This window comes from Haemophilus sp. SZY H56 (genome assembly GCF_054332415.1).
Window position 1 is genome coordinate 174102 of the sequence record NZ_JBTGNX010000001.1, and the last position, 12792, is coordinate 186893.

The 12792-nt window shown below is 37.1% G+C and carries 22 protein-coding genes; 15 read left to right on the forward strand and 7 right to left on the reverse strand.

Going from position 1 to position 12792, the window contains the following annotated elements; all coding sequences use genetic code 11:
- Positions 1 to 10: 10 nt before the first annotated feature.
- The 4 genes from ACXVWP_RS00925 to ACXVWP_RS00940 are packed head-to-tail and all read right to left on the reverse strand — an operon-like array spanning position 11 to position 2015.
- Entirely contained in the window at positions 11 to 934 is a 924-nt protein-coding gene (locus ACXVWP_RS00925; protein ID WP_369866568.1) for a hypothetical protein, read from the reverse strand.
- A gap of 17 nt (positions 935 to 951) precedes the next feature.
- Positions 952 to 1260: a hypothetical protein gene (locus ACXVWP_RS00930; RefSeq protein ID WP_369866570.1), complete on the reverse strand. Its 309-nt coding sequence runs from the start codon at positions 1258 to 1260 to the stop codon at positions 952 to 954.
- The gene (locus tag ACXVWP_RS00935; protein ID WP_458473149.1) at positions 1226 to 1771 is read right to left on the reverse strand and encodes a hypothetical protein; all 546 of its coding nucleotides are present in this window, start codon (positions 1769 to 1771) and stop codon (positions 1226 to 1228) included. The genes ACXVWP_RS00930 and ACXVWP_RS00935 overlap by 35 nt, the downstream gene beginning before the upstream one ends.
- Complete coding sequence (locus ACXVWP_RS00940) at positions 1746 to 2015, reverse strand: hypothetical protein (protein WP_458473150.1); 270 nt, start codon at positions 2013 to 2015, stop codon at positions 1746 to 1748. Before ACXVWP_RS00940 ends, ACXVWP_RS00935 begins: the two co-directional genes overlap by 26 nt.
- A 447-nt stretch (positions 2016 to 2462) precedes the next feature.
- Here ACXVWP_RS00940 and ACXVWP_RS00945 point away from each other — a divergent pair, with 447 nt between their 5' ends.
- On the forward strand, positions 2463 to 2735 hold the full coding sequence (locus ACXVWP_RS00945) for a CRISPR-associated protein Cas2 (RefSeq protein ID WP_458473152.1): 273 nt from the start codon (positions 2463 to 2465) through the stop codon (positions 2733 to 2735).
- On the opposite strand, the gene ACXVWP_RS00950 is transcribed toward ACXVWP_RS00945, so the two are convergent.
- On the reverse strand, positions 2713 to 2910 hold the full coding sequence (locus ACXVWP_RS00950) for a hypothetical protein (RefSeq protein WP_458473154.1): 198 nt from the start codon (positions 2908 to 2910) through the stop codon (positions 2713 to 2715). The genes ACXVWP_RS00945 and ACXVWP_RS00950 overlap by 23 nt on opposite strands.
- Positions 2911 to 3777: 867 nt before the next feature.
- Between ACXVWP_RS00950 and ACXVWP_RS00955 the strand changes: the two genes are divergently transcribed.
- The gene (locus tag ACXVWP_RS00955; RefSeq protein WP_458473156.1) at positions 3778 to 4368 is read left to right on the forward strand and encodes a sce7726 family protein; all 591 of its coding nucleotides are present in this window, start codon (positions 3778 to 3780) and stop codon (positions 4366 to 4368) included.
- Here the strand turns inward: ACXVWP_RS00955 and ACXVWP_RS00960 are convergent.
- Both ACXVWP_RS00960 and ACXVWP_RS00965 read right to left on the reverse strand, forming a co-directional pair.
- Entirely contained in the window at positions 4328 to 5359 is a 1032-nt protein-coding gene (locus ACXVWP_RS00960; protein WP_458473157.1) for a beta family protein, read from the reverse strand. The two genes, ACXVWP_RS00955 and ACXVWP_RS00960, sit on opposite strands and share 41 nt — an antisense overlap.
- Positions 5360 to 5430: 71 nt before the next feature.
- A complete protein-coding gene (locus ACXVWP_RS00965) occupies positions 5431 to 6096 on the reverse strand; it encodes a S24 family peptidase (RefSeq protein WP_458473159.1) in 666 nt (221 codons plus the stop codon).
- 100 nt (positions 6097 to 6196) lie between these two features.
- On the opposite strand from ACXVWP_RS00965, the gene ACXVWP_RS00970 reads away from it, so the two are divergent.
- The 13 genes from ACXVWP_RS00970 to ACXVWP_RS01030 all read left to right on the forward strand — a co-directional run bounded on the left by ACXVWP_RS00970 (position 6197) and on the right by ACXVWP_RS01030 (position 12697).
- Positions 6197 to 6436: a helix-turn-helix domain-containing protein gene (locus ACXVWP_RS00970; protein ID WP_295658123.1), complete on the forward strand. Its 240-nt coding sequence runs from the start codon at positions 6197 to 6199 to the stop codon at positions 6434 to 6436.
- Positions 6437 to 6490: 54 nt separating this feature from the next.
- A complete protein-coding gene (locus ACXVWP_RS00975) occupies positions 6491 to 6934 on the forward strand; it encodes a YmfL family putative regulatory protein (RefSeq protein ID WP_458473161.1) in 444 nt (147 codons plus the stop codon).
- Positions 6935 to 7008: 74 nt separating this feature from the next.
- Positions 7009 to 7257 (forward strand): helix-turn-helix domain-containing protein, encoded by a 249-nt coding sequence (locus ACXVWP_RS00980; RefSeq protein WP_111328028.1) that lies wholly within the window; start codon positions 7009 to 7011, stop codon positions 7255 to 7257.
- 47 nt (positions 7258 to 7304) lie between these two features.
- Complete coding sequence (locus ACXVWP_RS00985; protein WP_458473164.1) at positions 7305 to 8096, forward strand: replication protein; 792 nt, start codon at positions 7305 to 7307, stop codon at positions 8094 to 8096.
- 2 nt (positions 8097 to 8098) lie between these two features.
- Complete coding sequence (locus tag ACXVWP_RS00990; protein ID WP_458473166.1) at positions 8099 to 8941, forward strand: ATP-binding protein; 843 nt, start codon at positions 8099 to 8101, stop codon at positions 8939 to 8941.
- Positions 8938 to 9444, forward strand: coding sequence for a DNA N-6-adenine-methyltransferase (locus ACXVWP_RS00995; RefSeq protein ID WP_458473168.1), 507 nt, complete (start codon positions 8938 to 8940; stop codon positions 9442 to 9444). The genes ACXVWP_RS00990 and ACXVWP_RS00995 overlap by 4 nt, the downstream gene beginning before the upstream one ends.
- A 28-nt stretch (positions 9445 to 9472) precedes the next feature.
- On the forward strand, positions 9473 to 10111 hold the full coding sequence (locus tag ACXVWP_RS01000) for a DUF1367 family protein (protein WP_458473170.1): 639 nt from the start codon (positions 9473 to 9475) through the stop codon (positions 10109 to 10111).
- Between the two features lie 4 nt (positions 10112 to 10115).
- A complete protein-coding gene (locus ACXVWP_RS01005) occupies positions 10116 to 10310 on the forward strand; it encodes a hypothetical protein (RefSeq protein WP_458473172.1) in 195 nt (64 codons plus the stop codon).
- Positions 10311 to 10325: 15 nt separating this feature from the next.
- A complete protein-coding gene (locus ACXVWP_RS01010) occupies positions 10326 to 10535 on the forward strand; it encodes an elongation factor Tu (RefSeq protein WP_458473225.1) in 210 nt (69 codons plus the stop codon).
- Between the two features lies 1 nt (position 10536).
- Positions 10537 to 10836 (forward strand): DUF1364 domain-containing protein, encoded by a 300-nt coding sequence (locus ACXVWP_RS01015; RefSeq protein ID WP_458473174.1) that lies wholly within the window; start codon positions 10537 to 10539, stop codon positions 10834 to 10836.
- On the forward strand, positions 10821 to 11186 hold the full coding sequence (locus ACXVWP_RS01020; RefSeq protein WP_458473175.1) for a RusA family crossover junction endodeoxyribonuclease: 366 nt from the start codon (positions 10821 to 10823) through the stop codon (positions 11184 to 11186). Before ACXVWP_RS01015 ends, ACXVWP_RS01020 begins: the two co-directional genes overlap by 16 nt.
- Positions 11179 to 11904: a TIGR02642 family protein gene (locus tag ACXVWP_RS01025; RefSeq protein ID WP_458473176.1), complete on the forward strand. Its 726-nt coding sequence runs from the start codon at positions 11179 to 11181 to the stop codon at positions 11902 to 11904. The genes ACXVWP_RS01020 and ACXVWP_RS01025 overlap by 8 nt, the downstream gene beginning before the upstream one ends.
- A 79-nt stretch (positions 11905 to 11983) precedes the next feature.
- A complete protein-coding gene (locus ACXVWP_RS01030) occupies positions 11984 to 12697 on the forward strand; it encodes a hypothetical protein (RefSeq protein WP_458473178.1) in 714 nt (237 codons plus the stop codon).
- Positions 12698 to 12792: the final 95 nt, after the last annotated feature.

The window sequence follows — 12792 nt, forward strand, 5'->3', positions numbered from 1 at the left end:
TGTTGTTCCTTTAATTAACTTTCTTAAGTGTTACATTGTCACCGTATTGCTCTTTGATTTTACGAGCGAATGATACGGCATCGTTCAACGTTCCTGAGAATGCAATTCTTACTTCAAAATGCTCAACGGCATTGCCAGGCGACAATTCTTGTGCTTTTAACGTTTCACTTCCCATGTCTTTTTCTTTACAAGAAGATTGGACGGCTTGCGTTTCAGCTTTTAATTTTGCCTCTTCTTGTGCTTTAGCCTTGATTTCTAATTCACGCTTTTGCTCATCATCAATTCGTTGTTTAATGATTGGCGCTAAATCTTCTTCACTTGCAATTAACTTGATTGCATCAGGGAATAGATAGCTTGATTTAGCAGTTAGCTGCTCAAGGCGTTCAGTCAAGCGAGTGACTTCAATAGTGATCTCGCTAATGATTAGGGTTTTCTCAGCATTTACGGCTTTCGTTAAGCCTGAGATTGAGCTTTTGCGTTTTGTGCTTTCTTCAATCCGGCTTGCGATCTTATGCTTTGGAATGTTCTCTTCTAGCGCAAGTGATATATCGCTTGTTTTTGCTAGTTTGTGGCGAATATCTGAGATTTCGGCAATCGCATCATCTACGATTTTAGCTTTAATCTCAGATTCTTTAGTTTTGACTAATTTATCTCGTGCCAATCGCTCTTGTCTAAAACGATCAGCAATGCTTTCGGCTGTTTCAACGAGCTTTTTAATATCACCGCCAACGGCATTTTTGATGGCCAATCTTGTTTTATCCTCTAATTCTTTAAGGATTTTTACTTCTTCTTTTGCTGCCAAGAAGTCATCATCGGTTTCAAAATTGCTTGTTAGGGTATAGATAAACGCATCCGCTTGTTTCTCAAAGTCTGCAATATTGGTTGTTAAAACTTTGCTTTCTGTTGATAGGATCAACTCAAATTTTTCTGTCATTTTTATTTACCTTAAATTTAAATATAACCACGTTTATAATCTTCTTCGTTTTGCGCTATGCGATTTTCAGCAAGTTTTTTTACTGCCTTATCTCTCAAATTTTTGAGCGATGCTTGATCACACAAGAAAATATCTAGCCAAGTATTTTCGTTTTCCTCCATAAGCTCAGAAAACTCGCATAATGTTTGGCTATCTCCACTTTTTATTTCTCTTTCTATATCGCTAATTTCATTTTCTACTGCACGCTCATAGGTATCATATTGTTCTTGTGCCTTGTCATAAGCGGTAAAACTAGCCATTTCCCATTGTCGTTGTATCGTTTGCATTTGGAATACCTCTCAATATGTCAAAGTAAGAGCATAAATCCTCGTATTTAAATGTTCTCACCCAATGACCTCTGATTAATTTTTTGCCTCTAGGCTTGATTTGGCGATAATAAATCGCTCGCTCGATTGTGGTTGCGTGTACGCCAAAAAGACGATGAATCTCAGTAAGTTGAAATTCAGTTTGGCGCTCAGATTCAGGCTGTTGATTGCGCATTTCGTTGTACTCATCAAAGCGTTTTAAATAACGCATCTTAGCCTTTGAAATACGCTTAACTAATGTTGGCTTGGTTGCTAGTCCAGTTTTCGGTTTTAATCGTTTGGCGAGCTTATTATCGAGCCGTTCAGCCGTATTTGCTTTTAACTCTTCACGCTCTTTCTTTCTCGTTTCGGCAAGTTCTATTGACTGGTAATTTGATGATTTCCACCATACCTTGCCACCAACTCTTTCAACAACATACCAGCCACCTTTCGGATAAGGCTCAATCTTAATTTCTACTTTCGCTTTTCCCACGGTCTAATTCCTTTTGCTTGATATTTGTATAAGCCATAGCCTCTTGTTTTGCTGGCTCTGTTAAATTTGGTTGATATTGCCCGTTCTTGGCAATCCACTGTATGCGAGCTTGTTCACGCTCTAACGCAGTAGGCTCGCTTGCCTCTGCTGCAAGTGCTGTTAACATTGTCATAGCGACTAGGCAGATTGATAGGATAGTTGCAATTACGTAAGCAGTGTTTTTGATAAAAGTCTTGATTTTCATAGGTTTCACCTCGGATGGTCATGAAAATATTGGTTAAAAAAATCCCCTAGAGCCAGCTATAAGCAACTAGGGGTATAACCAATCTTAAAGGAGATATTTTTTATTATGCTATTGCTGTAACCAGCTAGAGCCGCTCTCGATTCCATTTAATTTTCAAGAAGACTGGGCGATTCCATTCGCATTGTGAGAACGGCTTTAGCTGGTGGCTCTTTCGGGATTTGAACCCATTGCGTTTTTCTTAAAGTTAGCATTAAACTAATTTTTATCTTAGTGTTAAAAGTGTCGGTTTCCACAACCAACTCAACAAAGAGCCATTAAATACCTTTCTTTATACTTGCAAGGCTCAAGTCCCTTATTGTCTCTCACAACACTAAGGAATATAATTAAATCTCTCACAACACTAAGGAATATAATTAAATCTCTCACAGCACAAATAAGGATTCTTCTATGAGAAACTATTTAATTTCTTACGATTTATACAAAGCTGGGCAAAATTACGATGGATTGATTAGTTATATTAAAAGCCATCAAGTTTGGGCTGCTATTCATAAATCAGTTTGGTATATCAAATCCAATAAATCTGCAGAACAAATTCGTAATGAACTGCTCATTTATTTAGATGAGAACGATAGTGTCTTTGTTACGGATATGAATAGTGCTGCTTGGAATAATCTGCCTGAAGGAAATGGTGAATACATTAGGCAGAATTGGATGAGGTAGATATACTCCCATTACCAGTGTTTAGCCCATTTCTATTAATTATTTCGATTGCTGAACAACATCTTTGAGCGATTAATTCTGGCTCTAAACAGCCATTTTCAACAGCTCTCAATACAGCCCATTTGATATTTTCTTTATCTCTTTCAGATAGGCTGTTTTCTTTTTTTTCTTTCATTTTTAACCTCGTTTGTTTTATGTCTGCCATTTCAAAGCACACTCTGTCTTGCATTTGACGCGTTCGCATGCTTAAAACTGTCGCTCTGCCGAATGCGCTTTGAATTGGTGGCATACTTGTTTTAAATCGCTATGCCAACGATTGTCCAGACCTACCCAAATTTTTTGATCTGCCGACTTCGCAATCTGTATCTTGCGTTGGGAGCCAATGCGATTGGGCTAATACAGTAGCGCAACCAATCCGCTCAATCCATTACCCTTACTTGCTTTGGACGTCATAATGGACGAAATATAAGGGTGGTACACCCTTATTACCGTCTCTCCGATATGTCACGCACTTTTCGCCGCGTTTGCGCTTTTATAAACCGATCCGTGGGCTTGTTTGCCATTTCCCCCGACCGAACTCGTATCCTCTAAGGGATTGCTTAAAGATATAAACAGCGCTGCCATTGACCTGCCAACCACATCACTTCGGTTAAACACGCAGTACAGTTTTCTGCTCTGGGGGTTACTCGACTTAAATCAGTCGATAATTTATATCCCGCACGAGACCAAGTTTTTAAAGAGCATCGAGATATTTGTTTGTGTATCTCGTTTTGATGGGTGTATTATGTACTAGCGGTTCATATTAGTCAAGAACAAAAAGTACAATTTTATAAATAAATGTACTTATAGTTCATATTTTGTTGATTTTTAAAGAAATAATTTTGAAAATTTTTTTACTTTTTGTTGAATTTGTGACATAGATCACAAATTTTGAACAAAAAAGAATAGATTATTGATATGAAAGCGGAGGTTTTTGATGAATTTTTTATATTTTTGTCTATAATTGCGTTAATTTTTAACTCAGAATTAGAATCAGAAATAGATGTCAATTAATCGAATGCTTGATAAGGACGTTCGCCAAGCGGTAAAAGACAAAATATTAAAGGCGCATATTAACGATCCATCTACGTTGGTCATTGATGAATTGGGGTTAGATCATGGGCGTAATAGAGTAGATATTGCTGTAATTAATGGTGAATTACATGGATATGAACTAAAAAGCGATTCTGACAATCTTTTGCGTTTACCACAGCAATCTATGGCTTATTCGTCTATTATGGATAAGGTCACTCTAGTTGTTGGGGAAAAGCACGCTCAGGAAGCAATTAATATTATTCCTGACTGGTGGGGGGTTAAGATTGCTACGATGAATCCTCGAGGAAGTGTGAATATTGTTACTTATCGTCGCAATAAAAAGAATAAGGATATTGACCCATTTGAGTTATCAAAACTCATCTGGAAAGAAGAGGCGTTAGCTTTACTAGCGATAAAGATTAAGGTTGATTGGCGCATTCGTAAACTTACAAGAAAAGACATCTACAAATTAATCGTAGATACCTTTTCTTTAAATGAGATAAGAGATAATACTAGGGCTATATTGAAATCCCGCGTAAATTGGCGATCTGGCGAGTAACAAAGGTTATATGATGATTATGACCTACCTTAACCCAAACCCCCATGTTGCCTGGTCCGCAAACCTGGGCGCTACAATCGTATAAGTATTTATCCCCCCATGAATAGCTATCCCCCATAAAGTATGGAGAATTAACTATATACCCCGCCATTGCGTGATATTGCCCAAATCCAGATGAATGCGAGCGGACTTGGTAACCTACCGCAAAAAGATAACTATCTGAGATAGTATATCGTATTTTTGCATTTGGGTTTACAAACGTCATAGGCTCCGCTTCGTCTGGGTGCGTTATTGAATAGTCGCCAAAAATAATAGAATTCTTTTGTGGTGCTGAAGTATAGTAATCATAAAAACCAAGCCATTCAGTTCTTGGCTCTATGCCAAATGGCATATAGTTATCTCTTGGTAACTCACTTGGGATGGATGAACCTGTAATAATTATATTTATATTTGGCGATATATAACTAGAAATATGGCTAATATATGTTGATATATTAAATGAATGGTTCTGTCTGCTTGTTTCTATGTCACTTCCAAAGTCCAATATAACATCTGTTACATTTGATAATGAGCCAATTAATTGTTTTAAATTATTTGGTGTGGAGTGTGAAAAATTTCTTATTTTTACTAGTATAGCTGATGATATTCTATTTTGGATTGTGTAATTTATAGCAATTTGATTGGGATTATCTAAGTGAATTACAGGAGTGAATGGGATATTATTATTAACAAGATCAGAAAAGATGGCCGTAACATGATCTAATTGATTTATATTGAAGTTAGTTACTTGACATATATCAATAAAAACTTCTCTTGAAGCCCATTTATTATTTAAATTATTGGATAATGATGTCGCTCTCTCTCGACACTTATCTTGAGTTAAAATAAATAACGGTTTTATATTGTTTTTTATTTTCTCATCCAGTTCACTCAATGCTAAAAATTCATTTTGTTTGGTTTTTAAAACAGGAACGTAAATAAAGTTTTCCATAGTTTCTCCTTAGGTTGGTTGTTATTAAAAAATCATAATATTTGGTGTCAATTTCTTGACCGGCATTTTAATTACAAAACTTCAATTCTTTCTCTTGCCACACCAATAATCCGAATTTCTTGCTCTAACGAGCTTAATGTTGGAAACATTGGATTGAGAGGTACTAATTCAAAGTGTGGTAATCCGTCTCCTGTCATTGTGCCAAGCTCTTTGTATTGCTTGAATGTAGCTTCGTTATTACCATTAATTGCAGCAACAAATTTTCCTGGAGTGGGGTAAATGTTAGGATCAATTAGTACCAAGTCACCTTCATTGAAGCGAGGTCTCATTGAATCTCCAGTGATTCGTAAATAAAATGAATCATCTGATGCAATAATTGTACTTGGGATCATTTCGTAGCCATCAAAGCCTTCAAGGGAACTTATGCCAGCCCACAATCCAGCTTGAATAGGGCTTAATAGTGGATATGCTCTTTGCTTTTCAATTTGCTCTATTGAGGCATTCTTATCACCATAACTTAGCCATTCTTTTGTAACGCCCAGAAAATCGGCCAAAACATAGATATTCGATTGAGTTGGCAACGTCTCGGCATTGAACCATTTACTCACGGCCTTTGGTGTTATTTTCAGTATATCTGCAATAATTTTTCCTCTGCCTTTCTCTGGCAAATTTTTCATTTTGCAAGCTACATCTAATCTTTCTGCAAAGTCTTGTTTGATTTTTTCTTCAGTAATCATCTTTTTCACCTTTGAACTATTGGTTCAATTATAAATAAAACTTGAAGTACTTTCAGTTCTGGTTTATTATGTACTCAAAGTTCATTCTAAGAGGTTATATATGGAAAGCTTAAAACATATTATTGACTTTTTGGGAGCAGCTAAAGTGGCAGGTTTGTGCGGTATTTCTGTGCGTGCAGTTTACAAATGGCGGACATCAAATTCGCTGCCAAGAACTGAATATACAGGAGAAACCAAATATTCAGAGATTCTATCTCAAGCCTTAGAAAATTCTGTCTCAGCAGAAGAGATTAGAAACTTCAGCAATCCCATTAAATCAAGCTCTGCGCTTAGCGTATGAGTGCAATTTATCAGAATTACCCGAAAAGAAAACCATAAAAAAGTGGGAAAAATTATGACAATGAAAAAAACCATTATAGAGATGATCGAGAAAGTGCCAGGTGGCAAAAATGCGGTAGCCGGATTTCTCGGATTTTCAGAGGCGGAGATGAATAACCGCTTATATCACACGAAAGGGCAGCGTTTTAAAAACGAAGAATTGATTGCTATCCAACTCGAGTATGGCTGCACTGATTTTATCGATGAACTTTGTCGTAATGCCGGTGGACGTTTTGTAAAAGATACCGATGCAGACAATCTAGATGCGGTGGAAATGGCAAATATCCAACTACACGAATTATCGGCTCGAGGCATGCTTTTTGGTGTATTGGAAGATGCGTTAAAAGATGGCGAAATCACCCAAGAAGAAGAGGAGGTAATTCGAAAATTATTAAACAAACATTTAGTAGCGACACAACACTCAATCGAGTGTGTTATTGCGCTAAATAAACGGAAATAAAAAGCCCCTGCGGGAACAGAGGCTAATTGGTTAATTAGTATTAACTCCCTTTATCAGTCGGAGGACTTCAAAAGATGACTAAATTATCACCGAAATTTAATGAAAATGCAAATGAAAGTTCTAGTAAAACTCAAAAAGCATTAATCCTGAAAGCCTTACAACAAGGCGACCGCTTAACTCACTTAGATGCGGAAAAACGTTTTAACTGCTTACGCCTTGGCGCAAGAATTTACGACCTAAAACAACAGGGTCACAAAATCGAAAGACGAATGATTGTAGTACCTAGCGGCAAATGCGTTGCTGAATACAGATTGGTGGCTTGATATGAAAAATATTACATACAAAGAGCTTACTTTATTGGGGGCGGATCATGAATAGTAGATTTATTCCAAACTCTTTCATTATTCCTAATTCCGTTGTTGATGAATTAATGGCTGACATGAGCGGTATTGAGCTTAAATGTTACTTATTTGTTGTTCGTAAAACTAAAGGATGGAATAAAGAATACGATGCAATCTCTTTAACTCAATTTGTTAAGTTCACTGGGGCTGGAAAAACTGCGGTGGTTGATGCGTTAAAAAATCTTGTTGAGTTAGGGCTTTTAGTTAAAAAAACAGGAGTAAGAAATACCTCAGTTTACGCAATCAACTCGTTCGGAAATCAGACTAGTTCGGAAAGTGAACTAGTTCAGAAAGCGAACAGCACTAGTTCGGAAAGTGAACTAGTGACTAGTTCAGAAAGTGAACATACAAAAAACAATAATATAAATACCACTACTAAAAATAAAAATAATAATACACGCACTGCAAAAACAAACGTAAAAGATCTGCTTGCTGAATATGGTGTTACCGGTCAGCTTGCCGATGAATTTATTGCCCATCGTAAATGCAAAAAAGCGCCAATCACTGAAAGAGTGATGACTTTAATCGCTAACAATGCTCGCATAGCTGGAATTGAAACCTCGTTTGCGATTGAAATTATCTTGGCAAGAGGCACTTGGGTTACGTTTGATGCAAGTTGGAATTGGCAATCAACTGCCTCTTCATTGCGCAATGAAAAAGCCAAAACAGGTAAATTTGATGCTCACAATGGTTTAAGAGATAGAGATCTTGGAAAAACAGAAGTTCCAAGTTGGGCTTTAGACGGTGAAGGCGAGGTGTAATCATGGATAAAAGAGAATTACAAGAAAAGCTAACCAGTCTTAAATCAGAGTATAAAAACGCAATCAACGGATTGCCAGTGGCCGAAAATCTACTGCCAAGCCAACAGGTTAAGGCGTATTGTCCGAAACACGGCGAATTTACTAAGTATGTAAGAAAAGTTGAATTTTTCAGTAAAACGTTTGAAACAAGATGCCCACACTGTATCAAAGAAGAAATTGAATTAGTTGAGCAGCAAATTAGAGATTTTGATAGCGAGGAAAGACAAGCAAAAATCAAAGAGCTAAAAGATAAATCAGGTATTCCACTAAGATTTGCCTCAGCTAACTTTGATAGCTATATCGAAACCGCTCAAAATCGCTTGGCTAAGAAGATTTGCCAACGTTATGCAGATAAATGGTTAGAGCGATTCAAATTAGGCGGTGGGTTGGTATTTTGCGGCAAGCCAGGAACAGGGAAAAATCATTTGGCTTGCGCCATTGCTAATAGCGTAATCGAAAATCATCAATCTGATGTGTATCTAACCACTGTAATGCGGATTATCCGAAAGGTTAAATCAACATGGGGTAAAGATTCCGATTTAACTGAGGAAGATGCAATTAAATTTTATTGCAGTAAGAGCTTATTAATCATTGATGAATTAGGCGTACAGTTCGGTACAGAATCAGAAAAAATCATTTTGTTTGAAATTATCAATGAGCGATACGAGCAAATGCGGCCAACAATTCTAATTAGCAATCTGACTGAAGAAGAATTAGGCAAATACATTGGCGACCGTATTATCGACCGAATGAAAGAGGGTCAAGGTGCAGTGATTAAATTTGATTGGGAGAGTTACAGAAAATGATGGAACAAAAATTTGATAAAGATACCTATCCAACTCCATTATCAATTTTTAATCCGCTTGATAATGAGTTCGTCTTTACTTGTGATGGTTGCGCCAGTGCTGAAAATGCCAAAGTGCCTGAATTTTTTATTACAAAAGAACAGGATTTTTTAACTTATCCGCTAAATGATGAAAGCGTATTTGTAAATCCTCCATATAGCAAACCATTACCATTTATTGAAAGAGCAGTAAGCCTCTTTGAAAATAATAATTGCCTAGTCGTTATGCTGCTCCCTATCGATATATCAACAAAATGGTTCACTTTGGTTACGCAAAAAGCAACTGAAATCCGTTTTATCGTTGGTGGACGAGTTAAATTTCTAAATGGTGAAACTGGTAAATATGTTGATGTTTGCCGTGGAAATGTAATTGCAATTTTTAATCCATATCAAAGAGCGATGAATCAAGTTATCCGACACGTTCATATTGATTCATTCAAGGATTTAGAGTGGCGTAAAAAATAGTAAATCCACTAGACGGAACATCAGGAAGATGGGCAAAAGTAAACGTAAGCAAAAAACGGAAATTTTTGCAGTTAAATATGCCAATGGTGCGGTTGTAGCTGAAACGGATTATGACCGCAATTTACTCAAGGGGTTGCCGGTTGGAAGTGCGGTAAAAATTATACCAATTAGCAACAATCGTAATTATCAACATCATAAGAAATTTTTCGCATTGCTAGATTGTGGCTTTGAATATTGGCAGCCTGAATTTAGCGTACTCACACAAGCTGAAGAATGGATTGCTCAAGCGGTTGCAAAAAAGATAGCGATTGCCGCAAACGATGAAAATTTTTATCAAAGAATAACAAAACCAATAGCGGATAGCGTGCTTGCAGATGTGCGATTAAATCGAGAATCAAAGCTCGATTATGAGGGGATGAAAACGCTTGAATCGTATTTAGATCACGTTATGAAAAAAGCGGGCTTTTATGACATTAAGCCGGTTCAGGATGGTGGAACAATCAAAGAGAGATGGTCAATATCATTCGCCAATATGAGCCAAGAAAAGTTCAACAGTGTTTACAAAGGAGTGTATGGCGTAATTTGGAATGAAACACTATGCAACATTTATGAAAGTGAATCTGATTTAGATAACAGAATTGATCAATTAATGGCATTTGGAGGATAAGCGAATGGAATCGCTAAATTACATCATTTTACTATTAGGCTTTATGGCTGCACCGTCTTTAACCTTTATCGTTGCGATCATTTTTCAAAATTATATCACTAGAGTTATTTTCCATTGGACGGCTTGCGTTAGCATGGTTGGCTTTTGGCTTTCGATAGTGATTGGATTTGGTTATTGGTTGGCTAAACATCTTGGATAAGAAACGGTGTTGGCTATGAATGACAAGGAAAAATTTGAGCGCACTAAACCAATAGTGAATGTTGGAAAAATAGGACACGTTGATCACGGCAAAGATATTATAGCGGCGGCAGTGGCATCAGTATTAGCAAGAATGGCTAAAGAAAATTTTGAAACAACCATGCCGAAAGTATCTTATCCGGTAGAGCGATTTAACAAAAGAGCGGTGTATTCAAGAGGAAAATAAAATGGCTAATTTACGCAAGGAGGCGAAAGGGCGTGAATGTCAGGTCAGAATCCCTGGCATTTGCACAGGCGAAAATGAAACAGTGGTATTGGCGCACTATACAAGCTCTTGGCTTAGAGGCATGGGAAGTAAGCCGCATGATATTTTTGGAGCTTATTGTTGTGCTGCTTGCCATAACACAATCGATGGAAGAGTAAGAACAAGTTACTCCCGAGAGCAATTAAGACTTATGCACGCTGAGGGAGTGTTAAGAACAATCAACATTTTACTCAAGGAGGGGAAAATATGTCTGATTGGTTAGAAGTTGCATTACCTTATCCGCCGTCAGTGAATCATTATTGGCGGCATACACGAAACGGACGGCATTATATCAGCGAGGCTGGTAGAAAATTCAAAACGGAGGCTTTGAGAATTTTAAAACAATTTGATCCATTTACAGGCTCAGTGGCGATTTGCCTTGATGTGTACTATCCCGATAACCGCAACCGTGATCCCGATAATATAAACAAAGGGCTTTTCGATAGTTTGGTCGCCTCAGGATTAATACAGGACGACAATAACAAAGTGATAAGAGATTTTCGCAGCAAAAATTGCGGAATTAAAAAAGGCGGAATGGTAGTGGTTAAAATTAGAGGGCTTGAAAATGAGTAAATCAATCGAATTGTTAATTAAGTTGCATGATCCAAAATGTGTTAGTGTTGAAACTGCCGGTCGTGGCGGCGTTGCATTGCTTTATAAAGAGCAAATTATTTGTGCTTTTGCTCAAGCTGAAAGTAAATATATGCTTGGCTATCATTTACTAATGAGCAAATACCGCCAAGAAAAATCCTCAAGAGAATTTGTTGATAGTTATGTTGATGCGTGGTGTGAAGAGTTTGGCCATCCTGAACACGCCTCAGAGGCCTTAAAATATGTTGTTGATATGGTATGTGATTTGCCGTTGTCTAGTCAGTTAAGACATATTAAAGCGTTAAGAAAACGCTATTTACGCTCACAATATGCGCATTTATCAGCTTTGGATAGAGCGAACAAGGTTGCGGAAGAAAATGGATTGCCGGCAAATAGCGTTGAGGCTCGTCAGTTGAGAATTAGAGAATTAAACGATTTGCGTAAATCCAACACTTGCCCTCGCTGCCGTGGCACAGGTGAAGTAGGTAGAGTGCAAAAACATAAATGCCCTGAATGTGATGGAACAGGTAAACTGAAAGCAACAACCTACCATTTAATGAAATCCATTGATTGCACTGAGGCCTACTTTAAGCGTTACCTCAATGCGCTTGTGGTGGATTTTGAACGCCATTGCTACGAGGAAATGAGTTGCGCAGAAAATGTAATTAAGCAGTATTTGAAGAAAGAGATGCAACAATAATTTATATATGTGATGCAGATCACAGACTATTTTTAGTGAATGAATATAATTAAATACTGTTACTTTTTATGGAGGCTATATGCGAAAAATATTAACTGTTTTATCTGCTTTTGTTGTTATTAGCTGCTCTAGTGGTAATGGGGCTAGTACAACAAAATTGAATTATTTAGAGGTTGATAATTTTTTTAGTTCAAAAACAGATATTGACGGGAAAGGAAGTCAATATAGCCTTTTACTGAAGAAAGAAGTGCCATTTACAAGTGAAGAAATACTGAGAACCGAAAAGCACTACAAAGCTATAAAGCGAGCTATGGCAGAGGTAAATCCAGCGACAGCCGGTTACTATGAACAGATCACAGATAGAGAGCAGTTAGAAAGCAAAAAAATCTTTTCCGGCAAAAGATTTACTGTGAATTACATCAAAATTGTAGAGAAAGGCGAATATCCAACCGTTTTATTGAACGAAAGAGTGGAAATTGTAAAAAGCGATGGTGGCGTATTATATCCAAAATACCCTAAAACATTCTATACAGTTAAGTTTGACTGCGGAAATCCGCATAATGATTCCATAAAGAATATGTATGCAAAAAGCATCATCCCAGAAAAAGGAAATGCAGAAGTTATTTTTGAATTACTCAATCCAATAAGAGTTACTGGTGGTGAGAAAATTAAGTTAAGATATTACTTTTCTAATAATACGGTTACAGATGAAGAGATGTATTATTCAAGAGAGACCGCTGAATCATCAATGTATATTTTCGATAAGGCTAAACAAGTAGCTTGTGCGGGGTGATTAAATGAGGTTGTTTCTGCTACTGTTGTTTTCACTTGTAACTAATACAGTATTCGCAAATCACACAACTTGCAATGATATAGGTGAAACTGTTA